The following is a 21,631-nucleotide window of genomic DNA, read 5'->3' as shown; positions in this document are numbered from 1 at the left end:
ATGACCTCGCTCTCGCGTGTCATCGGCGTCGGTGTGGCCGTGCTGCTGCTGGCCTGCGTGCCGCTGCTGCTGTCTCAGGGGCTGGTGAATGCCGCCATCCAGATGCTGATCGCGGCGCTGTTCGCCAGCGCCTACAACGTGCTGTGCGGCCAGGCGGGCATGCTGTCCTTCGGCCATGCGGCGTACTTCGGCGTGGGCGCGTTCGCGACCGTCCATGCCATGAACGCACTCGGCGGGACCGGGCTGCTGCCGACCCCGCTGCTGCCGCTGGCGGGTGGGCTGGGCGGCCTGGCGATCGGCGCCATTGCCGGCTGGTTCGCCACCCAGCGCACCGGCACCTACTTCGCGATGATCACGCTGGCCATCGCGGAACTGCTGCATGCGCTGGCGCCGCACCTCAAGGGCCTGTTCGGCGGCGAGGCGGGCATTTCGTCGATGCGCATGCCCTCGATGGGGCTCAACTTCGGCTCGACCACGCAGGTGTACTACCTGACGCTGGCATGGGTGCTGGTGTCCCTCGCGCTCCTTTACGTGTACACCTTGACGCCGGTCGGCCGGCTCGCGCTGGGCTTGCGCGAGAACGGGCACCGGCTGCGCTTTCTCGGCTACGACGTGCACCGGCTGAGCGTGCTGGTGTTCTCCATCTCCGCGATGTTCTCGGGCATCGCCGGCGGCCTGCAGGTGATCAGCAACGAGGCGGCCAACTACGTCGTCCTCGATGCGCAGCTGTCGGCCGCGGTCGTGCTGAACACCTACATCGGCGGCGTCAAGGTGTTCCTCGGCCCAGCGCTGGGCGCTTCGCTGATGACCTTCTTCGGCTACGCCGTGTCGGACCTGACGCAGTCGTGGCTGCTCTACCAGGGCACGCTCTTCGTGCTGGTGATGCTGTTCATGCCGGACGGACTGGCCGGCTTGTTCCGCGCGTCGTCGCAACTGCGCCGGCAAATCGGCGTGGCGCGGCTGGTGCCCGTGCTGCTCGCGTGGGTCGCGGCCGCGGCGCTGCTGACGGCCGGGACCGCGTTCACCGTGGAGCTGCTGCAGCGCATGTTCTCGCAGGACTACCGCGCCCTGGCCGGCGCCAACCCCGGTGCGCCGTGGCCGGCCATCGCGCTGTTCGGCCGTTCGTGGCTGCCGTCCGATGTACTGACGTGGGTGCTCCCGGCGGCGCTTCTGGCCTGTGGCGGGGCGCTGGTCCATGCCGTGCGCCGGGGTGTCGAAGCGCTTCAGGCAGCGGGCGAACGCGGCATGAGCACTGCGGCGCGTGGCGCGGAGGTGGCCCTGTGACCGACACCATCCTGAGCCTGCGCGGCGTGCGCAAGTCGTTCGGCCCGACGGAGATCATCCGCGGCGTGGACCTGGAGCTGCGCGCGGACGAGCGCCATGCGCTGATCGGACCCAACGGCGCGGGCAAGTCCACCGTGTTCCACCTTATCTCGGGCCACTTCGCACCCACCGAGGGCGAGATCGTGTTCGACGGCCGCCGGATCGACGGCAAGCCGCCGCAGGAGGTCAACCGGCTCGGCCTGTCCCGCTCGTTCCAGATCACCAACATCTTTCCGAAGCTCACGGTCTTCGAGAACCTGCGGCTCGCGGTGATGCGCCCGCACGGGCTGGAGAACAACCTGTGGAAGCTGGTCGCCCGCAATGCGCGCATCCGTGAAGAGACCGAAAGGCTGCTGGAGCAGGTGCGGCTCCAGCGCCGCGCCACCACCATCGCGGGGGAGATGCCCTACTCGGAGCAGCGCTCGCTGGAGATCGCGATGACGCTCGCCCCCGATCCCAAGGCGATCCTGCTGGACGAGCCGATGGCCGGCATGTCCAACGAGGAGACGGCGTACACCGCGGAGCTGATCCGCTCCGTGACGCGCGGGCGCGCGCTCCTGATCGTCGAGCACGACATGCAGGTGGTGTTTGCTATCAGCGACCGCATCAGCGTGCTGGTCTACGGCGAGGTGATCGCTACCGGCACGCCCGACGAGATCCGCCGCAACGCCGCCGTGAAGGAAGCGTATTTGGGTGAGGAGGTGTCGGCATGAGTCGCACGACGATGAATGCGGCATCGACGCTGCTGGCGCTCGACGCGGTGCACGCCCACTATGGCAAGAGCCACATCCTGCATGGCGTGAGCTTCGAGGTGGGGCGCAACGAGGTGGTCAGCCTGCTCGGGCGCAACGGCTCGGGCCGCTCGACCACGATGAAGGCGATCATGGGATTGGTGACGCCCAGTGGCGGGCAGATCCGACTGGGCGAGCGCGACATCACCGGCGAGCGACCCTATGCCATTTGCCGCTCGGGCATCGCCTACGTGCCCGAGGAGCGGGAGGTCTTCGCCAACCTCACGGTCGACGAAAACCTGCGCATGGGCGAGCAGCCGCCCACAGGAGGCGCCACGCACTGGACCGTGGAGGACATGTTCGCGTACTTCCCCCGCCTGAAGGAGCGCCGCAACACCAAGGCCGGCAGCCTGTCCGGCGGCGAGCAGCAGATGCTGACGATCTGCCGCTCGCTGCTGGGCAACCCGCAGCTCATCCTGATCGACGAGCCGACGGAAGGGCTCGCGCCCAAGATCGTCGTGGCCGTGGGCGAGTGCATCGAGGACATGCACCGCCGGGGCGTTGCCGTGGTGCTGGTGGAACAGAAGCTGGCGATTGCCTTGAAGGTGTCTACGCGCGTGTGCGTGATGGGGCACGGGCAGATCGTCTTCGAAGGAACACCGCAGCAGCTCGCCGCCGACGAGAAGCTGCTGACAGACTGGCTGGCCGTTTGAGCAAGGCCCAAGGAGCATTCAATGGCAAGCACACAAGACAAGGTCATCATTTCATGTGCCGTCACCGGGTCGGTGCACACCCCCTCGATGTCGCCGTACCTGCCGCTCACGCCGCAGGAGATCGCCAGGCAGGCCATCGAGGCGGCCGAGGCGGGCGCGGCGATCCTGCACCTGCATGCACGCGATCCTGCCGATGGGAGGCCGACGGCCGATCCGGCGGTATTCGACCAGTTCGTGCCGCACATCAAGGCGGCAACCGGAGCGGTGATCAACATCACCACCGGCGGCAGCACGCGCATGACGCTGGAGGAGCGCCTGGCGTACCCGCTGCAAGCCAAGCCCGAGATGTGTTCGCTCAACATGGGCTCGATGAACTTTTCCATCCATCCGGCTGCGCGCAGGATAAAGGAATGGCGCCACGACTGGGAGAAGCCGTACGTCGAGGGTATGGAAGACCTGATCTTCCGCAACACGTTCCGGGACATCAAGCGCATCCTGAAGATGCTGGGCGAGGACTGCGGCACGCGCTTCGAGTTCGAGTGCTACGACGTCGGCCATCTCTACAACCTCGCGCACTTCATGGACGAGCGGCTGATCGAGGGACCGCTGTTCATCCAGTGCATCCTCGGCATCCTGGGCGGCATCGGCCCCGACCCCGAGAACCTCGTCGTCATGAAGTCGACGGCCGATCGGCTGTTCGGCGACCGCTATCGCTTCTCGGTGCTCGGCGCCGGCCGGCACCAGATGCCGCTGCTCACGATGGGCGCGGTGCTGGGCGGCAATGTGCGCGTGGGGCTGGAGGACAGCTTGTACCTCGCCAAGGCACAACTCGCCCAGTCCTGCGCCGAGCAGGTGCGCAAGATCCGCCGCATCCTGGAAGAACTATCGCTGCAGATCGCCACGCCGCAGGAGGCGAGGGCGATGCTCGGCCTCAAGGGCCAGGACGCGGTTGCCTTCTGATCGAACCCATTTTTTTTGAAAGAGGACCATGAGCAAGTATCTGCAGGACAAGGTGGCGGTGGTGACCGGCGCAGGCGGCGGCCTCGGGCGCGCGCATGCATTCGAGCTGGCCAGGCACGGGGCCCGTATGGTGGTCAACGACCTCGGCGGCGACCGCGAAGGGTCGTCCGTCGCGCAGGTGGCCGAAGACATCCGGCGCCGTGGCGGCGAAGCCATCGTGGATGGCGGCGACGTCAGGGATTTCGTCCAGATGGAGGCGATGGTCGCCAAGGCCATCGCACTGTGGGGGCGCGTGGACATCCTCGTGAACAACGCCGGCATCCTGCGGGACAGGTCTTTCGCCAAGATGCCGCTGGACGATTTCCGGCTGGTGCTGGATGTGCATGTGATGGGCGCCGTGAACTGCACCAAGGCCGTGTGGGACCCCATGCGCGCGCAGAACCACGGCCGCATCGTGATGACGACGTCGTCGTCGGGGCTCTACGGCAACTTCGGCCAGGCCAACTACGGCGCCGCCAAGATGGCCCTGGTGGGCCTGATGCAGACGCTGGCGCTGGAAGGCGCCAGACACGACATCCGCGTCAACTGCCTGGCGCCCAGCGCGGCCACCGGCATGACCGCGGGCATCCTGCCCGAAGAGGCGCTGGCAGGCCTCGCCCCCGAAAAGGTCAGCCCCGGCCTGGTCGCGCTGGTGGGCGACGACGCGCCGACGCGGATGATCCTGCTGGCCGGCGCCGGTAGTTTCGAGTGCGCCAGCGTGACGATGACGCGCGGGATCTTCGTCGACGACGAGGAAGACGCCGCCGGGCAGGTTCGCGCGCGGCTGGACGAGATCCGCGCCCGCGGCGGCGAAATGGTCCCGGCGTCGGGCTGGGAACAGTACCGGCTGGAACTCTCCAAGGCCGGGCTCGCGATGGAGGTCGCCCGCGCGGATTGACGCGCGGCCCAGGGTGGTCCCGCATCGGCACCGGCACGATGACGCGCGCGCACATCGATGAGGGTCGGCATGTGTGGCGAGACGACATTGGCCGGGGGTCCGCCAGTAGCCAGACTTCTTTAGGCGCCGTCGTCCCTGCACGCGCGCTTCAAACCTACAAAGTCGGAGACAAAGATGAACGCAATGAACGTGCTGGTGCGCAAGCGCCTTTCATTGAGCTGCATGGCCGCCGCGCTGTTGACCGCGTGCGGGGGCGGCGGTGGCGCAGGCTTGCCCTTCCTGGTGTATCTCCCGCGCAGCTGCGCGCAGCTCGCCGGCATAGAGATCCCCGCGTCGGCCATCGGCCTGCCCTCCAGCGGAGGAACGGTGACCGCAGCCAACGTCGTCGCCCCGAGCGGCACGGGTGCTGCGGCGGTTCCCGAGCATTGCTTGGTGTCCGGCAGTATCTCGCCCGTCGATGCGGCTGCGCCCAAGATCCTGTTCCGCGTGGCGCTACCCACCAGCTGGAACACCAAGGCGCTGATGGTTGGTGGCGGCGGCTTCGACGGCTCTATCCCCAACGTCGTGGGCAACGTCCCCAACGGCCCGACGGACCGGCCGCTGCCGCTCGCGCGCGGCTATGCCGTGTTCGCGAGCGATTCCGGGCACCAGGCAGGCGCCAAGGGTTCTTTGGACGGCTCGTTCGGCTTGAACGACGAGGCCCTGCGCAACTGGGGCGGCGACGCCCTCAAGAAGACGCACGACGCGGCCGCGTTCCTGATCAAGGCCCGCTACGCGGCCGCGCCCACCAAGTCCTACTTCGCCGGCGGCTCCACCGGCGGGCGCGAAGCGCTGCAGAGCATCCAGCGCTGGCCCGGCGACTGGGACGGCGCCATCGCCTGGTACCCGGCGTGGAACCAGGCCTCGGCGATGCTCGGCGGCCAGAAGGCCACGCTCGCGCTGTCGAGGCCGGGCGCCTATCCCAGCGCTCCCAAGCGGCTGGCGCTCTTCCAGGCCGCCATGCAGGCCTGCGATGCGCTGGACGGCGCCACCGACGGGCTCGTCAGCAACCAGAACGCCTGTGACGCGAGCTTCGATCCCGCCACCGCCACCTTGAACGGCGCGCCGCTGCGCTGCCCGGACGGCGCGGACACCGCCGACACCTGCCTCTCGGATGCGCAGATCGAAGCGCTCAAGGCGATGAACGGGCCGGCCCGGTTCGGCTTCGCGCTGGCGAGCGGCGAGACGGGCTACCCCGGCTACAACGTCTGGGGCGCGGACCTGGGCATCGCGTCCATCACCACTGCGGTCCAGCCGACCGTGACCTTCCTCAACCTGGGCAGCAGCCAGCCGGCGAACCCGATGCCGACCACCGCGCCGTACATCAGCCAGCAGCTCGACCAGGTGCTCAAGAACATCATCACCCGCGACCTGGCCTTCAATCCGCTGAGCTTCAATCCCGAAAGCGCAAGCCCACTGGCGGAGCGCTGGGGCGTGCTGAGCCGGATGATCGACCAGTCCACGGACATCTCGGGCTTCGTCGAACGTGGCGGCAAGCTGCTGCTCGCCCACGGGTTGCAGGATGTGCTGGTCAGCTCGCGCGCCACAGCCGACTACTACACGCGACTCGTGCGGCAGTTCGGGCAGGCGAGGGTGGACAGCTTCGCGCGCTACTACGAAGTTCCGGGGCTCGGGCATGCGGTCAGCAGCCAGTTCAACGGCACCTGGGACTCGCTCACCGCGCTGGAGCAATGGGCGGAGGCCGGTGTCGCGCCCAAGGCGCAGGTGACCCGGGACACGGTCGGCGTGCCCGGACGCACGCGCCCCCTGTGCGACTACCCGACGTGGCCACGCTACAGCGGCTCGGGCGACGTGAACGCCGCTGCCTCCTTTACCTGCGCGAGCCAGTAGAGGCGTCAAGCGCCGCCACCGCCTCCGCCACTGCTTGCGTCGGGCTTCCAGGCCGGCGCGGGCACAATCCGCGCCATGAGGCAATGGTTGCGCACGCAGGGTGGCTGGTGGCTGGCATGGCTGCTGCTCGCCGGCGCCGGCGCGACGTGGATTGCGCGCGCCGAGTTGGCGCAGATGCACGACGACTTCGAGGTCAACGGCCGCATCGCGCATCGGCTCATGAGCCAGCAGGTGGTGCAGTACGACGCAGTGCTGGCCACGCTGGCGCTGCTGGCGCCCGCAGCGGATGCTGAGCGATCCGAAGAGCGGCTGTCAGCGGTCTACCCGTCGATCCTCCACGTCGAACGGCGAGAAGCCGGTGCAAGCTGGTCGGATCGCGTGCTGGCAGATGCCGAATCGAAGTCACGCGAGCTTCGGCGCCCCGAGCTCGCCGGGCAGGACCTGGCCACGGGCCGCTACCGGCTCGTGATCGGCGCCACGCCGATCAGCTACGCGCTCGACATCGACCTGGCGGGCACGGTGCCGGCGCGCGACTGGCCGATGGATCCGAGGACCAGCCCGGTGCGCGTGGTGCTGGAGCGCGCGGGACAGCGGTTCGTGGTGCAGCCCGGTCAGGCCGCGTCGGCGCAGGGCTGGTCCTTCTCGTTCCGCAAGGTGCTGGCGTCCGACAGCCAGCCCTTCGACCTGTTGGCCGAGCGCCATGTGAGCTGGGGCGAGCTGCCCTGGGCCAGGATGATGGCGTGGGCTGGCGCCATCGGCGTGGTGCTGTGGGGCGCCCGCGCGCTGCGGCGCCAGCGCATCGAGCGGCGCCGTGCCGAGGAACTGCTGCGGCTCGGCCAGGTCGCGCGCCTCAATGCGCTGGGCGAACTCGCGGCCGGCATGGCGCACGAGCTCAATCAACCCTTGACCGCGGTGCTCGCCAACACGCAGGCAGCGCGCCGGCTGCTCGACGAGGATCCGCCCGAGCTCGCCACCGCGCGCGGCGCCATGCAGCAGGCGGCCGAGCAGGCGAGGCGGGCAGCGGACGTCGTCGGGCGCCTGCGCCGAGTGATCGAGCGGCCGGGGCAGGCCGGTGCCGCCCGGCCGGTACCGCTGGAGGACGCGGTGCGCAGCGCGCTGCACCTGTTGGCACCGGAATTCGACAAGCGCGCGATTGCTCCGGTGCTCGAAGGCGGGGCGCAGGTGCCCGTCAGCGTGCAGGCCGAGCCGGTGGCGCTGGAGCAGATCGTCCACAACTTGCTGATGAACGCGCTGCAGGCGCTCGACGAGCTGCCGGCCGGCGAGCGGCGATTGCGGCTTGCTGTCGAACGCCGCGACGGGCAGGGCGTGCTGCGCGTGAGCGACAACGGCCGCGGCATCGCGCCCGAGTTGCTCGGTCGCATTTTCGAGCCCTTCTTCAGCACGCGCGAGGGTGGGCTGGGCTTGGGCCTGAGCCTGTGCGAAACGCTGGCCGGCGCGATGGGCGGCTCGTTGGCCGTCGAGCCCGAGCAGCCGCGGGGTGCGCGCTTCACGCTGCGCCTTCCCCTGGCAGTTCCGGAAGGCCACGCGTGAGACGGCGGGACGCTTCCACGTCGAATGGCAACGCAGGGCGAAGCACGGAGCTCTCGAGATGACGAACGAGCCGCAGTCACCGCTTGTCCACCTGATCGACGACGATCGCGCGGTGCGCGAGAGCCTGGCGCTGCTGATCGGCACCGTCGGATTGCGCACCCAGGCGTGGTCTGATCCGCAAGCCTTCGTGGCGAGCTTCGACCGCGGCGGCATCGGCGCCATCGTCCTCGATGTGCGCATGCCCGGCATCAGCGGCCTCTCCGTACTCGACACGCTGGTCGCGCAAGGCGTGGACCAGCCGGTGATCATGCTGACCGGGCACGGCACAGTGGAAATGTGCCGGCGCGCATTCAAGGCCGGCGCCGCGGAGTTCCTCGAGAAGCCTGTCGATGACGAGCAATTGCTGGAGGCCCTGCAGCAGGCGGTGCGCCAGCATGTGCGCTCGCGCGAGCGGACCCAGGCCGACCAGGCGGCGCGCGAGCGGTACGCGCAGCTGTCCGAGCGCGAGCGCGAGGTCCTCGGCTTCATCGTCGAGGGGCGGACCAACAAGGAGATCGCGCGCACGCTGACGCTGTCGCCGCGCACGGTCGAGACCCACCGCGCCAACCTGTTCGCGAAGCTGGAATGCGAGTCGCTGGCGCAATTGATCCGGCGCTACGCGGCGCTGGCCGGCGGCGACGCTCCGTAGTTGTACGGAGCGCGGGCGTAGCCGTACGAATGGCGGTCGCGCGCCGGGATTCCTACAGTGGCGCTGCGGCCGGCAAGGCGCCGGCGCTCGATTCAAACCGCTTCAAACCACCTCGGAGAACTCCGCATGCATTCGTCCCTTCGCTTCGGCGCGCTCGCCGCCTCTCTCGTCCTGTGCGCATCGAGCGTGCAGGCCCAGCAGGCCCCCGCAGCCGCCGCGGCTGCCGTGCGCACGGAGCGCAACATTTCGCTGGAACTCGCGAACCAGATCGCTGCCGCCACCGTCGCCGCATGCACGGCCAACGGCTATGCAGTCGCCGCAACCGTGGTCGACCGCGCCGGCGTGGTGCGCGCGGTGCAGCGTGCCGACACCGCCGGCGCGCACACCCTGGCCGCCAGCGAGCGCAAGGCCTGGACCTCGGCCTCGGCAAAGGTGCCCACGCTCGCGATGATGGAGAACGCCCAGAAGAATCCCGGCGCTGCCAACCTGGTGAACATCCCCGGCTTCTTGCTGCTGGGCGGGGGGGTACCGGTCAAGGCCGGCAACGAGGTGATCGGCGCGGTCGGCGTCGGTGGCGCACCGGGCGGGCACCTCGATGAGCAATGCGCCAATGCGGGCATCGAGAAGGTCAAGGGCCAGCTGGGCTGAGCAAGAGGTTGAAGGTCATGCATCGCGCGAATCTTTGCCTGTTGCTGGCCGCGTTGGCGTTCGGCGCTGCGGCGCCGGCAGCGGCGCAGGTGCCGCCGACGGCGCCGGAGGCACTCGCCTACGAAGGCGTGCACCAGGCGGCTTGGCGTGGCGACCTCGCTCGACTCGAGGTTCTGGTCGCCGCAGGTGCCGATCTGGCGGCGCGCGACGGGCGCGGCCGCACGGCGCTGCAGGTGGCAACGCATGCACGCCAGCGCGAGGCCATCCGGCTGCTGGCCCGGGCCGGCGCGAAGCTCGATGCGCTCGATGACGACCGCTACGACGCGATCACCATTGCCGCCGTGGCCGACGATCCGGCCACGCTCGCGCTGCTGCTTTCGCTGGGCGCCAGCCCGCGCCAGACCACCAGCCGCTACGACGGCACCGCGCTGATCGCCGCGGCGCATCTTGGGCACGACGAAGTGGTGCGGCGGCTGATTGCGGCGGGTGCGCCGCTGGACCATGTCAACAACCTGCACTGGACCGCGCTGATCGAATCGATCGTGCTTGGCGACGGTGGGCCGCGGCACCAGCGCACGCTGGCGGCGCTGGTCGATGCGGGCGCCAATCTTCAACTGGCCGACCGGCAGGGCAACACGCCCCTGCAGCTGGCGCGGGCGCGCGGCTACGCAGCGATGATTGCTAAGCTCGAGGCGGGCGGCGCAAAGTAGAGAGCGCCTGAGAGAGCCTCGGGGACAATGGCGACTCCACGAGGAGGACCGTCCATGTACCTGCCGCCCCAGTTCGACAGCCACGATCGCGCCATCGCCGCGGAGCTGATGCGGCAGCATCCCTTCGCCAGCCTGGTCTCGACCGACGACGAGGGGCTGCCTTTCGTCACGCACCTGCCCCTGGTGCTCGAAGATCGCGGGGAGGAGGGCGGCTTCGCGCTGCTGGGCCATTGCGCCAAGCCCAACCCGCAGTGGCGCTACCTGCAGTCGCGGCCGCGCGCAGTGGCCACCTTTCTCGGGCCGCACGCCTATCTGTCGCCCTCGGTCTACCCGGATCTCGCGCGCGTGCCCACCTGGAACTACCTCGCGGTGCACTGCACGGTCGAAGCCCGCCTCATCGAGACGCCGGCAGAAAAGGACGCGCTGCTCAAGCAGCTGATCGGCGAGCACGAGCCGGCCTATGCGCAGCAATGGCGCGACCTGGGGGAGGACTTCCAGCTCAAGATGCTCAATGGCATCGTCGGCTTCGAGCTGCGAGTGACGACGCTGCAATGCAAGCTCAAGCTCAACCAGCACCGGCGCGAGTCGCATGGAGCGATGTATGCGCGCTACAGCGCGGGCACGCCGGACGAGCAGGCGTTGGCGGCCTGGATGCAGCGCCTGGGCATGCAGACCGACGCCGCGCCGGCGCAGAGGAACTGAGTGATGCGCGCCCTTGGATTGATCGGACTGGTGCTTGCGCTCGCGATCATCGGCGTGCTCGTCAAGCGGCAGATGGGCAGCATGGCGGTCACGCAGCCAGCAGCCGATGCGCGGACGCCGCTGACGCAGCCCGAGCAGGCCCGGCAGTTCGAGCAGCAGTTCAAGCAATCTCTCGACCAGGCAATGCAGCAGCCGCGGCCCGTGCCCGACGACGCCCGATGAGCCCGATGAGCCAGCCGACCCCGGATGACGAGCACTGGATGCGACTCGCGCTGGCCGAGGCGAGCAAGGCGGCCGAGGCCGGCGAGGTGCCGGTCGGCGCCGTGCTTGTCAAGGACGGCCGCCTGATCTCGGCCGGGCGCAATGCGCCCATCGCGCTGCACGACCCCAGCGCACACGCCGAGATGAATGCGCTGCGCGCAGGGGGCGCGGCCCTGGGCAACTATCGCCTCGATGGCTGCGAGCTCTATGTGACGCTGGAACCGTGCGCCATGTGCGCCGGCGCCATGCTGCACGCCCGTCTCGCGCGCGTGGTGTTCGGCGCACTCGATCCGAAGACCGGCGCGGCTGGTTCGGTGCTCGACCTGTTCGCCCGGGGAGAGCTCAACCACCACACGCAGGTGCAGGGCGGAGTGCTCGCGGAAGACTGCCAGCAACTCTTGCAGGACTTCTTCAAGCGCCGTCGCAGCGCGGCGCGCGAAGCGGCCGAGCCGCTGCGGCACGATGCGTTGCGCACCCCTGAGGCGTGCTTCGACCGCCTGGCCGGATACGGCTTCGAGCCGCGCTATGTCAGCGACCTGCCGAGCCTGCGAGGCTGGCGCATGCACTACCTCGACGAGGGACCGGTCGCCGCGTCATGGGCCTGCCTGGGCCTGCATGGTCCGGGCGAGTGGAGCTACTTCTTCAGGCACCTCGCGCATGTGCCGCAATGGCGCGTGCTGGCACCGGACCTGGTCGGCTTCGGCCGGAGCGACAAGCCCAAGCGCGAGACGGTGCACACGTGGCCCTGGCATCGCGACCTGCTGCTCGAATGGCTCGACCGGCTGCAGCCCGGCCCCCTCGCGCTGGTGCACAGCGCCGGTGCTGCGCCGCTCGCATCCCTGCTCGCGGCCGCCGCGCCCGAGCGCTTTCCGCTGGTGCTGATCGCGCCCGATGCGGGCGAGCCCGCAGCCGATGCCTGGCGCGCGCCCTTTCCCGATCGCGGCTACGAGGCGGCCCTGCGCGCCCTCGGCCCCATTCCAGCGGGCGTTTCCGGTCCTGGCCCTGCGCAGGCAGCCCTGCTTGCGCAGGAGGCGATGGGATACTTCGGCCCGTGAAAAACAAACACATCTATATCTATTCCCCGTGCAGCGCCGTGCGCGACAAGGCCGCCTTCCGGCGCGGCATCAAGCGATTGCAGGCGCTGGGCCACGAGGTAGAAATCGACGAGGCTGCGCTTGCCACTCACCAACGTTTTGCCGGTGACGACGAGACCCGGTTGGCGGCCATCGCCCGCGCTGCTGCCAGCCGGGCCGACGTGGCCTTGATCTCGCGCGGCGGCTATGGACTGACGCGCATCCTCGATGCCATTCCGTACAAGGCGATCACCAAGGCCATCGAGCGCGGCACCGAGTTCGTCGGCCTGAGCGATTTCACCGCGCTGCAGAACGCGCTGCTGGCGAAGACCGGCGCGGTGACCTGGCAAGGCCCCGCGGTGGGCGAGGACTTCGGTGCCGAAGCCGGCGCCGACGAGATCATGGAAGCCTGCTTCGACGACCTGCTGCACGGGCAGGGTGAAGGCACTGGCTGGCGCGTGCCCAAGCGCGACACCGAGGCTGTGGCGGGTTTCCACGGGCTGCACGGCGCGACGCTGTGGGGTGGCAACCTCTGCGTGCTCGTCAGCCTGCTAGGCACCCCGTACTTTCCGGCCGTGGACAAAGGCGTGCTCTTCTTCGAAGACGTGAACGAGCATCCCTTCCGCGTCGAACGCATGCTCGACCAATTGCGCCATGCCGGCGTGCTGGCGCGGCAAAAGGCGGTGCTCTTCGGCCAGTTCACCGGCGGACGCACCGTGCCGCACGACAAGGGCTTCCGACTGGAGACGGTGATTGCACGCCTGCGCACGCTGATCAAGGCGCCAGTGCTCACGGGACTGCCTTTCGGCCATGTTCCGACCAAGGTGTTGCTGCCCGTTGGCGCCAAGGTGGAAGTAGCGGCGGATGGCCGGGATGTCTTCATGGTGTGGGGCCACCGGCACTCGCACTCGCACTGAGCGACGCCAAAATGCAAAAAGCCGCTGCAAGGCAGCGGCTTCGCCTGGGGCAAGAAATGCTTCAGGTCGTAATGCGGTGATGCGGCCGGGGCACCATGGCGCCGGGCAGCCCCCCCTTGAACAGGCGATTGATCTCGCGCATGCGGCGGCGGGCTTCGGCCTCGCCGTCGACCGCGCTCAGGGCCGTCAGCACATCCTGGCGGAGGTACCAGAGTGCTTCGAGGTCGCCGGCAAAGCGCACGCGCTGGGCAACCCGCTGGGCGGCATGGCCGCCATGGGTCTGCAGCAGCGACAGCATCGCACTTCGGATCTGGCCCAACTGGCGGTCCGCCGATCGGCGCAGGCCGAGGGCCGGAAACGACAGCAAGCGGAAGAAACTTTGTAGTGCCATGGTATTAGAAAGGCAGTGCCAAGAGCCTAGAGGATTACAACGTTAAGCCTGTGGGTGCTGTCTTACAAGGCTGAGCGCATAATTTCATATTCAAAAACAACATACTTCACGAATATCTTCAAGCATTAGAAGAAGAACTGATGCTTAAGTTGTACTCTCCCTGAAGTGCTTTTGTTCAGCTTTGTTTCTTATTGAAAAAGCAACAGCTTTGCGTGCCAGCCGTCAGATTTAACGCCCCGCGAGGGCGTTCTCGGCTTGCTTTGCCATAATCGTCCGGCGTGAGCCACCAAAAATTGCACAGATGACCGGCCATCCCACTGTCGTTTTCGCTGACCTGACGGGAAGCACGCGGGTTTTCGAGGCCATGGGCAATGCCAGGGCGACTGAAACCGTCACCAGGCTCATCCAGTGGATCGGCGGCGTCTGCGAGGCGCATGGCGGCCGTGTCGTCAAATCGCTGGGCGATGGCGTGTTTGCGATATTCACGAACGGCATCAGCGCGCCACCAAGGCGGTGCTCGAGCTGCAGCGCAATCACCAGAAGCGGCTCCAGACCTGGCCGGCACCGTTGCGCATGGAATTGCAGATCGGTGTGGCGAGTGGCGAAGTGGTCGAGGTGGATGGCGATTGCTATGGCGATGCCGTCAACCTCGCGTCCCGTCTCAGTGACTTGGCCGGTCCTGGGCAGATCTGGGCCACCGAGTCGGTCATCGACCAGCTGCAAGGCGGCGAGGCTCGGCATCGAAGCCTCGGGCCGATCAACATCCGCGGCAAGAACGAGATGCCGGTGGTGCACCGCATCGATTGGCAGGACGAGGTGACCGAGTTCCTCACCATGCCGGCGACGCTCGCCGTTTCATCGCGCACGGCGGATTCCTCGTTCGGGCAGATCGAGCTCGCCTGGCTCGACGTGCGCTCGATGTTCCGCGCCACCGATTTGCCCATCCATCTGGGCAGGGTGGACGAGGCGCAGTTCGTGGTCAACGACCCGCGCGTGTCGCGGCTGCATGCGCGCATCGAGGCGCGGCAGGGCAGCTGCGTGCTGGTCGACATCAGCACGTACGGGACCTGGGTCCGGTTCCATGGCACGGCGGGCGCCAGCGGCGAGATCGCGTTGCGGCGCGACGAATGCGTGCTGCATGGCAGCGGAGAAATCGGCCTTGGCGCCCCGTTGAGCGACTTCAGCGCACCGACGATTTCTTTCAATACCACTGGCGGCAACGTGCTGCTGGCGCGCCGCGAATCGCGCTGACGCGGCGCGGGTGAGCGTTTCGTCCGTCGCACCGAATGGTATTTCGCCACGCCTTGGCAAGCTGAGCGGCTGAGTCCACCATGCCGGGTTCTGGTCCCGCCCGTGATGCTGCCGCCCTTCGACCCCTGGCTCACCGCCCGCATCGCTCTCGATGCGGCTGCAACACCGCATGCCGGCGCGCAGGCGCTTGCCGATCTCCGGGCGCGGCGCTTGGCCGATCTTCTGCGCGCGGCGGTTCGCGGCTCGGCCTTCTACCGGCGACGTTTCCGGGGTGTCGAAACCTCCCGCGTGCGGCTGGAGGAGCTGCCGGTCGTGCGCAAGGCCGAGCTGATGGGCGCCTTCGACGACTGGGTCGCCGACCCGGTGCTGCGCCTCGATGCACTGCGGCGCTTCACCGCCGACCGCTCCCGCATCGCCGACCCCTTTGCCGAACGCTATGTGGTCTGGGAAAGCTCGGGCAGCAGCGGCGAGCCCGGCATCTTCGTGCAGGACACCTACGCGATGGCGGTCTACGACGCCCTGGAATTCCTGCGGCGGCCGGCGGGACGGTCGATCGAGCGGCTGATGAACCCTTGGGGGCTCGGCGAGCGCATGGCCTTCATCGGTGCCACCGGCGGGCATTTCGCCAGCACGGTCTCGATCGAGCGCCTGCGCCGGCTCAACCCGGCCCTTTCGCTGAGCCTGCGCAGCATTTCCTTCCTGCAGCCTCCCGAGGCACTGGCGGCCGAGCTCGATGACCTGCGGCCGACCGTCGTGGCCACCTACCCCAGCGTTGCGCTGCTGCTGGCCGAAGAGCGCATGGCCGGCCGGTTGCACGCGGTGCCGCGCGAGATATGGACCGGCGGCGAGAACCTGTCGGCGACTCGGCGCGGGTTCGTGGCACAAGCGTTGGGCTGCGCGGTGGTCAACAGCTACGGTGCCTCGGAGTTCCTGACCCTGGCGAGCGAATGCCGGCAGGGTCGGCTGCATCTCAACAGCGACTGGGCGATCCTCGAGTCGGTCGATGCGCAAGGTCGCGCGGTCCCGCCGGGGGAGCGCGGCGCCAACACGCTGTTGACCAATCTCGCCAACCATGTACAGCCGCTGATTCGCTACGAGCTCGGTGACCGGGTGCGCCAGAGCGCCGAGCCCTGCCCCTGCGGCTCCGCCCTCCCAGTCATCGAGGTGGAAGGCCGCAACGACGATGCGCTGCGCCTCGGCCGCCCGGGCGGCCGCGCCGTGCGCGTCTCCCCGCTGGCGGTGTGCACGGTGCTGGAGGACGATGCCGGCCTGTTCGACTTCCAACTGGTCCAGCAAGGGCCCTGCGAGCTGCTCCTGCGCACCGGCATGCAAGGCCAGGCGGCGGATGCGAGCCTGCGCCGCGCCCGCACCGCGCTGTCGGCCTTCCTGCTGCGAATGGGCGCTGACGGTGTGCAGATCCGCTGCCGGAGCGGCGTGCGCGAAGGCCGCGGCGCCAGTGGCAAGGTGCAGCGTGTGCTCGTTGCGCCGACTTGAAGGCGCGGGGGGCATCCACTAGGCTTGATGGTTCGACCCGGCGCAAGCGCGACGGCCTTGCAAGCGACCGCTTTCAATCCGAACTCTCTGGAGACCTCCATGACCTTCGCCTCCGCTGCCGACCTTTCGAACACCCCCTATGGCAGCTTCCAGCCGGTCCTCGACTGGCAGGCCGCCGTCGTCGAAAGCCTGGTGCGCGCACAGCAGATCCAGCTGCAGATGCTGACGGTCTGGCAGCGCCCCTTCGCCGCAGTGAACCAGGAGCTGTGGGACCAGTGGGTCGTGCGCTTCGGCGGCGGCGTGCCGATCGACGGATAGCCGCCGCCGGTCGGCGAACCGCTGTTGCGGTCCCCCAGGGGTTTACCCCGAGGTCGATGCTCTCAAGTTCCTGCGCGGGCCTGCCGATAAGCCTCAGGACCAGGCCCCGCATCGGCGGCCCTCGAGGAGCAATCATGCGGAATATGAAGATCGCGACCCGTGTCGGGTGGGGCTTCGGGATCGTGCTCGTGTTGATGACAGCGGCGATCGCGATGAGCTTGGCGCGCTTGCACGGCATGGCCGAGATCCACGAGCGCGCCGTCGCCGCGCAACAGGAAATGCTGCAGGGCGGCATGCGGCAGCTGGGGCAGGGCGCCGCGTTGCCGGAGGGCCTCCAGAAACAGCTTGCAACCGTGGTCGAACAGCAGGGGCGACAGTCCCGCGCGACGGCCGCCGAGCTCGAACAGGCGATCGATGACGCCCGCTGGCTTCTGCTGGGCCTGGGCCTGCTCGCGCTGGCAACGGGCATCGGCTGGACGATCGGGCTGGTGCGCAGCATCGTCCAGCCGCTGGGCGAGGCCATCTTCATTGCCGAAACGGTGGCGGCCGGCGACCTCAGCAAGGAGTTCGAGACGCTGCGCGGGGGAGAGTTCGGCCGCCTGTTGCGGGGTATGGGCGAGATGGAGGACACGCTGACCGACGTGGTGACCCGGATCAAGGAATCGACCGATTCGATCGTGACCGCGTCGCAGCAGATTGCCGTGGGCAACCAGGATCTCTCGTCGCGCACGGAAGAGCAGGCCAGCGCGCTGGAACAGACCGCGGCGTCGATGGAGGAGCTGACTTCCACCGTCAAGCAGAACGCCGACAACGCGCGGCAGGCGAATCAGCTGGCGCTATCGGCATCCGATGTGGCCGTAAAAGGCGGTGGGGTGGTCGGGCAGGTGGTCGACACCATGGCCTCGATCCATGCCTCGTCGAAGAAGATCGTCGACATCATCGGCGTGATCGACGGCATCGCCTTCCAGACCAACATCCTGGCCTTGAACGCGGCAGTGGAAGCGGCCCGTGCCGGCGAGCAGGGCCGGGGCTTTGCAGTCGTGGCCTCCGAAGTGCGTAACCTCGCCCAGCGCTCCGCTGCAGCGGCCAAGGAGATCAAGGGGTTGATCGACGACTCGGTAGGCAAGGTGGACGCGGGCACCGCGCTGGTGGGCGAAGCCGGCAAGACGATGGAAGAGATCGTGGGCAGCATCCGCCGCGTGACGGACATCGTGGGCGAGATCAGCGCGGCGAGCCACGAGCAGACGCAGGGCATCGAGCAGATCAACCAGGCGATCACGCAGATGGACCAGGTCACGCAGCAGAACGCGGCGCTGGTGGAAGAGGCCGCTGCCGCGGCGAGCTCGCTGCAGGACCAGGCCGGCAAGCTTTCGCAGGTGGTCGGCACCTTCAAGCTCGACGACGACGACGACGACGACGACGACGACGCGCCGCGTACGCCCGTGCAGGCAACTCCGATTCAGATCAGGCCTGCCCCTCAGGCAGGCGCCGGCGCGAAGCCGCCCATCCGGCGCATTGCCGCCGCGACGCAGCACAAGCCCGCGGCGCTGCCTGCTGGCGCCGATCGGGAGAGCTTCTAGAAAGTGAGGGCCAAGAAAAAACCCGCCGAAGCGGGTCAAGGACAGCCCTGATTGAGGGAGGAGGGAGAAGAAGAATGGGCTGCCGAGATGCAGTGTCTGCCCTCAGTCTTAGGGGAAACTTAAGCATGTTCATCGCTTCCGCTCGAGAGGGGCGGCCGGGCGTTCAGCGGGTCAATCGCCGGTACGCGTTGAGGTGGCGCAGCGCGCCGCGTGCGTCGCCGAACAGCTCCTGCAGCCGCCCCAGGTTGTAGTGCGCGTCGGCAAAGTCCGGGTCGAGCTGCAAGCTGCGCTCGTAGTGCAAGGCGGCGGCGCGCAGGCGGCCGAGCTCTTCCAGGGCAATCGCGTGATTGAAGAACAGCAGGGCCGACGCCGGGCAACGGGGCAAGGCGAGTTCGTGCAACTTCACCGCGTCGTCAAAGCGCCCCAGATCGCAGAGCAGGGCACCGAGGTTGACGTACGCGTCGAGGTGGTCGGGTGCCGCGGCGATGACCGCGCGGTAGGCCGTCTCGGCTTCGGCGGGGTCGGACTCCTCCAGCGTTTCAGCGCGGGCGAACAGCTGTTGCACATCCACGGCATTGGCCGGAGGAACGGAGTTCGGTTCGAGGAAGGCCACGTGTCCGTCGACCGGCGCAACCTCGAAATCCAGCAGCAGTTGCCCCGAGCCCGCTTCCCAGGTGCCTCGGCGATCACGGACGGCGACATCGGCGCCTACGGCGGTGATTCGCATGCCGGTCAAGGGCAGCTCTTCAGGAAGCGTGGCACGCAGCTTGCGCAGCGAGCGCAGGATCTTGCGCGGCGGGATCTGCGCCTCCTGCAGCCCCTGGGCCGTGCGCAGCAGCATCAAATCCTGGAAGCTGAAGCGGAACTCGTTGCGCGTGCCGCGTGTCGGCGTGACGAACCCGGCGTTCACCAGGCGCTGGATCGCCACGCGCGAGATGCCGAGCATCTGCTGCACGCGCCGCATCGTGTACGGCGACGCACCGCCGGCAGCGTTCGATAGTGCCCCCACGCTCGTCACTTCGTGTACTGCGCTGCCCCCCGAGAGGGCCTTCGCGCCTTCGGGCGGCCGGGCGGCGCTCACCCCTTCCTGGCACGCGCCCGCGCTGGCGTCGCGGCGGGTTCGTCGCTCTTGGCCGCGCGCTTGGGCGACTTTCTCTCCCCGGATTCGAACATCGGCGATACGTTGCCTCGCGCAGTCTTGGCGGGGGTCTTGCCTGGCGTGGCCGCAACGGCGGGCGTGGCGGGCGCAGCGCGCGGCTTCTTGCCGAGGCTGGCCTTGAGCGCGTCCATCAGGTCGATGACTTGGCCGCTGCCGGCCTCCTCGGCCCGGGCGGAGGCAACGATGTGTTTGCCGGCGATCTTTTCGTCGATCGCGGCGAGCACGCGCTTCTTTTCTTCATCCTCGTACTGGCTCGGGTCGTAGGCGTCTTCCGAGATCTGGTCGATCAGCTGAAGCGCGAGCTGCAGTTCGGCCGGCGACACGCTGACCTTCTCGATATCGAGGTCCTTCATCGAGCGCACCTCGTCGGCGTAGAGGAGCTGCTGAAGGATCAGGCCGTCTTCCGCAGGCCGGATCTGGACCACGTACTGCTTGGCCTTCCACGACCATTTGGCCAGCGCGCAGCGCCCGCTCTTGCGCATGGCTTCGCTGAGGAGGGCGTAGGGTTTGCCGCCGCGCTTGTCCGGCGCCAGGAAGTAGGCCTTGTCGTAGTAGATGGGGTCCACCGCGCTTTCGGGGATAAAGGCCGTGATCTCGACGACGTGGCTGCTGCCTTCCTCGAGCGCCTTCAGTTCGTCGGGCGTGAACAGGACGAAGCGGTCCTTCTCGAATTCGTAGCCCTTCACCATCTCGGAGCGCGGCACCACGCTCTGGTCCTTTTCGGAGACGTACTGTTGCTTGACGCGGGAGCCGTCCCTGGCCAGCAGGTTGAACCTGACGGTGGACGCGCTTTCGGTCGCCGAATACAGACGCACCGGGATGGAGACCAGCCCGAAACTCAGCGTCAACGAAGCAATGGAACGTACGGCCATGGTGTTGTCCTTCGCGCCCCGTGGGCGTGTGCCGCGCGCAGGTTGCGGCGGCATAGGCAAATCCTATGCGCTGGCCGGCAGCCTGTCACGTAGGACCTTTCCTGCTACCGCAGTACCCGTCCGTCCGCCGTGATGCTGATGAGGTCGATGGTGCGCTGCGGATCGCGCAGGCCGGGCCGCAAGTTGAGGCGAAAGCCGCCGACGTCGCAGTCGGTCATGGCCGCCATCACCCGCTGCAGGCTGGCGGGCGTGAAGGCACGCCCCGCGCGGCGCACCGCTTCGCCAGCAGCCTTGGCGGCGATGAAGCCTTCGAGGCCCTCATAGGAGGCCGCCTGGTCCGAGCTGTCGAGCGCTGCCAGGTATTCCTTGACGATCGGGGTGGCCGCGGAGCGCGGCGAGGGCACGACCTGCGCGATCACGATGCCGCGGATGTCCTTGCCCAGCGTAGCGTAGAGCGGGTCGATGCCCACGATCGAGAAAGCCATGAAGTTGCCGCTGTAGCCGCTCTTGCGCAGCTTGCGGATGGCCTCGGCCGTGGTGCCCGAGAGCGACACCAGCACGACGGCCTGCGGCGCGGCCTTCATCACGTCGGCCAGCGCTTCATCGAGCTTGCCGCCAGCAGCTGGCACCAGCGCCTGGGCCGCCAATGGACCGAGCTTCTGCTCGCTCATGGCCTGCTGCACGGCGGCCAGGCCGGCACGGCCCATGGCGTCGTCGTCACCGACCAGCGCGATACGGGTCTGGCCCACCGTGGCGCATTGGCGCACCATCTTGACGGCTTCGTCGGCCATGCTGGGCCGCACGTGGAACACGTTGGGGTGGGACGCGCTGCGCAGGCTGTCCGCTGCGGCGAAAGGCGCAAAGAGGACAGTGCCCTGCTGGGCCGCGGCCGCAGCACCGGCCTGGCTGCTGGCCGTGCCGACGAACCCGAACAACATGTCGGCTTTGTCGTTGACGAGCAAGTTGCGCGCATTGGCCGCGGCGCGCTGGGCGTCGTAGCCGTCATCGAGCTGCAGCAGCTTCAGCTGAAGGCCGCTGGCCGCGTTGGCATCGTTGAACTGGGTCGCATAGAGACGGCAACCTGCTGCGAAGGCGAGCCCGATCTCGCTGGCAGCGCCGGTCAGCGGGACGGATTGCCCCAGGATCACCGTGCGCGCCGCGGGGCGGGCGGTTTGCGCCTGGCCCACCCTGGCAAGGCCTCCGCCCATCAGCAGCGCTGCACCTGCCTGGCCCAGCCAGAGTCTGCGTGACCGATCCATGGAGGCCCTTTCGTTACAGCGACCGAAAAATGTAGCAACGCCCGTGCCTTTGAACGAAGGTAGTAAGTCACGTTAGGGCAACTTCGGTGGGCCCGAAGGTGAGCGACTCCCGCAAACGAAGATGACTGTTAACTATTGTTTGTGGTTCGTGGCTTATTGCACGCGGTACAAAAGGGCGCCGATGGCAACATGCGGATTGATCC

General features: G+C 68.2%; 21 protein-coding genes and 1 pseudogene. 18 read left to right on the top strand and 4 right to left on the bottom strand.

Going from position 1 to position 21,631, the window contains the following annotated elements; all coding sequences use genetic code 11:
• The 14 genes from E5CHR_RS16725 (at window position 1) to E5CHR_RS16660 (ending at window position 13,104) form a co-directional block, all read left to right on the top strand.
• On the top strand, window positions 1–1,284 hold the full coding sequence (locus E5CHR_RS16725) for a branched-chain amino acid ABC transporter permease (protein WP_162580893.1): 1,284 nt from the start codon (window positions 1–3) through the stop codon (window positions 1,282–1,284).
• Window positions 1,281–2,036, top strand: coding sequence for an ABC transporter ATP-binding protein (locus tag E5CHR_RS16720; protein ID WP_162580892.1), 756 nt, complete (start codon window positions 1,281–1,283; stop codon window positions 2,034–2,036). Before E5CHR_RS16725 ends, E5CHR_RS16720 begins: the two co-directional genes overlap by 4 nt.
• Window positions 2,037–2,047: 11 nt before the next feature.
• The gene (locus tag E5CHR_RS16715) at window positions 2,048–2,767 is read left to right on the top strand and encodes an ABC transporter ATP-binding protein (protein ID WP_162583752.1); all 720 of its coding nucleotides are present in this window, start codon (window positions 2,048–2,050) and stop codon (window positions 2,765–2,767) included.
• A 21-nt stretch (window positions 2,768–2,788) separates the two neighbouring features.
• Window positions 2,789–3,727, top strand: coding sequence for a 3-keto-5-aminohexanoate cleavage protein (locus E5CHR_RS16710; protein ID WP_162580891.1), 939 nt, complete (start codon window positions 2,789–2,791; stop codon window positions 3,725–3,727).
• A gap of 28 nt (window positions 3,728–3,755) precedes the next feature.
• On the top strand, window positions 3,756–4,664 hold the full coding sequence (locus tag E5CHR_RS16705; protein ID WP_162580890.1) for an SDR family NAD(P)-dependent oxidoreductase: 909 nt from the start codon (window positions 3,756–3,758) through the stop codon (window positions 4,662–4,664).
• A gap of 174 nt (window positions 4,665–4,838) precedes the next feature.
• The gene (locus tag E5CHR_RS16700; RefSeq protein WP_232062083.1) at window positions 4,839–6,554 is read left to right on the top strand and encodes a tannase/feruloyl esterase family alpha/beta hydrolase; all 1,716 of its coding nucleotides are present in this window, start codon (window positions 4,839–4,841) and stop codon (window positions 6,552–6,554) included.
• A gap of 75 nt (window positions 6,555–6,629) precedes the next feature.
• Entirely contained in the window at window positions 6,630–8,105 is a 1,476-nt protein-coding gene (locus tag E5CHR_RS16695; protein ID WP_162580889.1) for a sensor histidine kinase, read from the top strand.
• A 58-nt stretch (window positions 8,106–8,163) separates the two neighbouring features.
• Window positions 8,164–8,793, top strand: a complete 630-nt coding sequence (locus E5CHR_RS16690; protein WP_162580888.1) for a response regulator transcription factor — start codon at window positions 8,164–8,166, stop codon at window positions 8,791–8,793.
• Between the two features lie 126 nt (window positions 8,794–8,919).
• Window positions 8,920–9,441 (top strand): GlcG/HbpS family heme-binding protein, encoded by a 522-nt coding sequence (locus tag E5CHR_RS16685; RefSeq protein ID WP_162580887.1) that lies wholly within the window; start codon window positions 8,920–8,922, stop codon window positions 9,439–9,441.
• A 17-nt stretch (window positions 9,442–9,458) separates the two neighbouring features.
• Window positions 9,459–10,151, top strand: a complete 693-nt coding sequence (locus E5CHR_RS16680; protein ID WP_162580886.1) for an ankyrin repeat domain-containing protein — start codon at window positions 9,459–9,461, stop codon at window positions 10,149–10,151.
• A 54-nt stretch (window positions 10,152–10,205) separates the two neighbouring features.
• A complete protein-coding gene (locus tag E5CHR_RS16675) occupies window positions 10,206–10,853 on the top strand; it encodes an FMN-binding negative transcriptional regulator (RefSeq protein WP_162580885.1) in 648 nt (215 codons plus the stop codon).
• Window positions 10,854–10,856: 3 nt separating this feature from the next.
• On the top strand, window positions 10,857–11,075 hold the full coding sequence (locus tag E5CHR_RS16670; RefSeq protein ID WP_162580884.1) for a hypothetical protein: 219 nt from the start codon (window positions 10,857–10,859) through the stop codon (window positions 11,073–11,075).
• Entirely contained in the window at window positions 11,072–12,169 is a 1,098-nt protein-coding gene (tadA, locus tag E5CHR_RS16665; protein WP_162580883.1) for a tRNA adenosine(34) deaminase TadA, read from the top strand. Before E5CHR_RS16670 ends, tadA begins: the two co-directional genes overlap by 4 nt.
• Complete coding sequence (locus E5CHR_RS16660; protein ID WP_162580882.1) at window positions 12,166–13,104, top strand: LD-carboxypeptidase; 939 nt, start codon at window positions 12,166–12,168, stop codon at window positions 13,102–13,104. The genes tadA and E5CHR_RS16660 overlap by 4 nt, the downstream gene beginning before the upstream one ends.
• Before the next feature lie 61 nt (window positions 13,105–13,165).
• Here the strand turns inward: E5CHR_RS16660 and E5CHR_RS16655 are convergent, their stop codons facing one another.
• Complete coding sequence (locus E5CHR_RS16655) at window positions 13,166–13,495, bottom strand: hypothetical protein (protein ID WP_162580881.1); 330 nt, start codon at window positions 13,493–13,495, stop codon at window positions 13,166–13,168.
• Window positions 13,496–13,796: 301 nt separating this feature from the next.
• Here E5CHR_RS16655 and E5CHR_RS16650 point away from each other — a divergent pair.
• The 4 genes and pseudogenes from E5CHR_RS16650 to E5CHR_RS16635 all read left to right on the top strand — a co-directional run bounded on the left by E5CHR_RS16650 (window position 13,797) and on the right by E5CHR_RS16635 (window position 18,138).
• A pseudogene (locus E5CHR_RS16650) lies at window positions 13,797–14,746 on the top strand (adenylate/guanylate cyclase domain-containing protein).
• Between the two features lie 105 nt (window positions 14,747–14,851).
• A complete protein-coding gene (locus E5CHR_RS16645) occupies window positions 14,852–16,240 on the top strand; it encodes a phenylacetate--CoA ligase family protein (RefSeq protein WP_332061349.1) in 1,389 nt (462 codons plus the stop codon).
• 99 nt (window positions 16,241–16,339) lie between these two features.
• The gene (locus E5CHR_RS16640; protein WP_162580879.1) at window positions 16,340–16,558 is read left to right on the top strand and encodes a hypothetical protein; all 219 of its coding nucleotides are present in this window, start codon (window positions 16,340–16,342) and stop codon (window positions 16,556–16,558) included.
• Between the two features lie 134 nt (window positions 16,559–16,692).
• On the top strand, window positions 16,693–18,138 hold the full coding sequence (locus E5CHR_RS16635; protein WP_232062081.1) for a methyl-accepting chemotaxis protein: 1,446 nt from the start codon (window positions 16,693–16,695) through the stop codon (window positions 18,136–18,138).
• 163 nt (window positions 18,139–18,301) lie between these two features.
• Here E5CHR_RS16635 and E5CHR_RS16630 read toward each other — a convergent pair whose 3' ends face one another.
• The 3 genes from E5CHR_RS16630 to E5CHR_RS16620 form a co-directional block, all read right to left on the bottom strand.
• Entirely contained in the window at window positions 18,302–19,147 is an 846-nt protein-coding gene (locus E5CHR_RS16630) for a tetratricopeptide repeat protein (RefSeq protein ID WP_232062080.1), read from the bottom strand.
• 68 nt (window positions 19,148–19,215) lie between these two features.
• Window positions 19,216–20,169 carry a non-homologous end joining protein Ku gene (gene ku, locus E5CHR_RS16625; RefSeq protein ID WP_162580878.1) on the bottom strand — a complete coding sequence of 318 codons (954 nt, stop codon included), beginning with the start codon at window positions 20,167–20,169 and terminating at the stop codon, window positions 19,216–19,218.
• Window positions 20,170–20,273: 104 nt separating this feature from the next.
• Window positions 20,274–21,428, bottom strand: a complete 1,155-nt coding sequence (locus tag E5CHR_RS16620; RefSeq protein WP_162580877.1) for an ABC transporter substrate-binding protein — start codon at window positions 21,426–21,428, stop codon at window positions 20,274–20,276.
• Between the last annotated feature and the right edge of the window lie 203 nt (window positions 21,429–21,631).

It is taken from the genome of Variovorax sp. PBS-H4 (assembly GCF_901827205.1).
In the GTDB taxonomy this organism is placed as follows: Bacteria; Pseudomonadota; Gammaproteobacteria; order Burkholderiales; family Burkholderiaceae_C; genus Variovorax.
Note: the sequence above shows the minus strand (reverse complement) of the source record. Positions and strands in the feature narration are given on the sequence as shown.

What these genes read in the sequence shown, in the direction of transcription:
- ku (WP_162580878.1), bottom strand. Translation starts at nt 20,169, where the DNA reads ATGGCCGTACGTTCCATTGCTTCGTTGACGCTGAGTTTCGGGCTGGTC.
- E5CHR_RS16710 (WP_162580891.1), top strand. Translation starts at nt 2,789, where the DNA reads ATGGCAAGCACACAAGACAAGGTCATCATTTCATGTGCCGTCACCGGG.
- E5CHR_RS16690 (WP_162580888.1), top strand. Translation starts at nt 8,164, where the DNA reads ATGACGAACGAGCCGCAGTCACCGCTTGTCCACCTGATCGACGACGAT.
- E5CHR_RS16635 (WP_232062081.1), top strand. Translation starts at nt 16,693, where the DNA reads ATGCGGAATATGAAGATCGCGACCCGTGTCGGGTGGGGCTTCGGGATC.
- E5CHR_RS16695 (WP_162580889.1), top strand. Translation starts at nt 6,630, where the DNA reads ATGAGGCAATGGTTGCGCACGCAGGGTGGCTGGTGGCTGGCATGGCTG.
- E5CHR_RS16620 (WP_162580877.1), bottom strand. Translation starts at nt 21,428, where the DNA reads ATGGATCGGTCACGCAGACTCTGGCTGGGCCAGGCAGGTGCAGCGCTG.
- E5CHR_RS16680 (WP_162580886.1), top strand. Translation starts at nt 9,459, where the DNA reads ATGCATCGCGCGAATCTTTGCCTGTTGCTGGCCGCGTTGGCGTTCGGC.
- E5CHR_RS16645 (WP_332061349.1), top strand. Translation starts at nt 14,852, where the DNA reads ATGCTGCCGCCCTTCGACCCCTGGCTCACCGCCCGCATCGCTCTCGAT.
- E5CHR_RS16715 (WP_162583752.1), top strand. Translation starts at nt 2,048, where the DNA reads ATGAATGCGGCATCGACGCTGCTGGCGCTCGACGCGGTGCACGCCCAC.
- E5CHR_RS16670 (WP_162580884.1), top strand. Translation starts at nt 10,857, where the DNA reads ATGCGCGCCCTTGGATTGATCGGACTGGTGCTTGCGCTCGCGATCATC.
- tadA (WP_162580883.1), top strand. Translation starts at nt 11,072, where the DNA reads ATGAGCCCGATGAGCCAGCCGACCCCGGATGACGAGCACTGGATGCGA.
- E5CHR_RS16705 (WP_162580890.1), top strand. Translation starts at nt 3,756, where the DNA reads ATGAGCAAGTATCTGCAGGACAAGGTGGCGGTGGTGACCGGCGCAGGC.
- E5CHR_RS16640 (WP_162580879.1), top strand. Translation starts at nt 16,340, where the DNA reads ATGACCTTCGCCTCCGCTGCCGACCTTTCGAACACCCCCTATGGCAGC.
- E5CHR_RS16685 (WP_162580887.1), top strand. Translation starts at nt 8,920, where the DNA reads ATGCATTCGTCCCTTCGCTTCGGCGCGCTCGCCGCCTCTCTCGTCCTG.
- E5CHR_RS16655 (WP_162580881.1), bottom strand. Translation starts at nt 13,495, where the DNA reads ATGGCACTACAAAGTTTCTTCCGCTTGCTGTCGTTTCCGGCCCTCGGC.
- E5CHR_RS16725 (WP_162580893.1), top strand. Translation starts at nt 1, where the DNA reads ATGACCTCGCTCTCGCGTGTCATCGGCGTCGGTGTGGCCGTGCTGCTG.
- E5CHR_RS16675 (WP_162580885.1), top strand. Translation starts at nt 10,206, where the DNA reads ATGTACCTGCCGCCCCAGTTCGACAGCCACGATCGCGCCATCGCCGCG.
- E5CHR_RS16700 (WP_232062083.1), top strand. Translation starts at nt 4,839, where the DNA reads ATGAACGCAATGAACGTGCTGGTGCGCAAGCGCCTTTCATTGAGCTGC.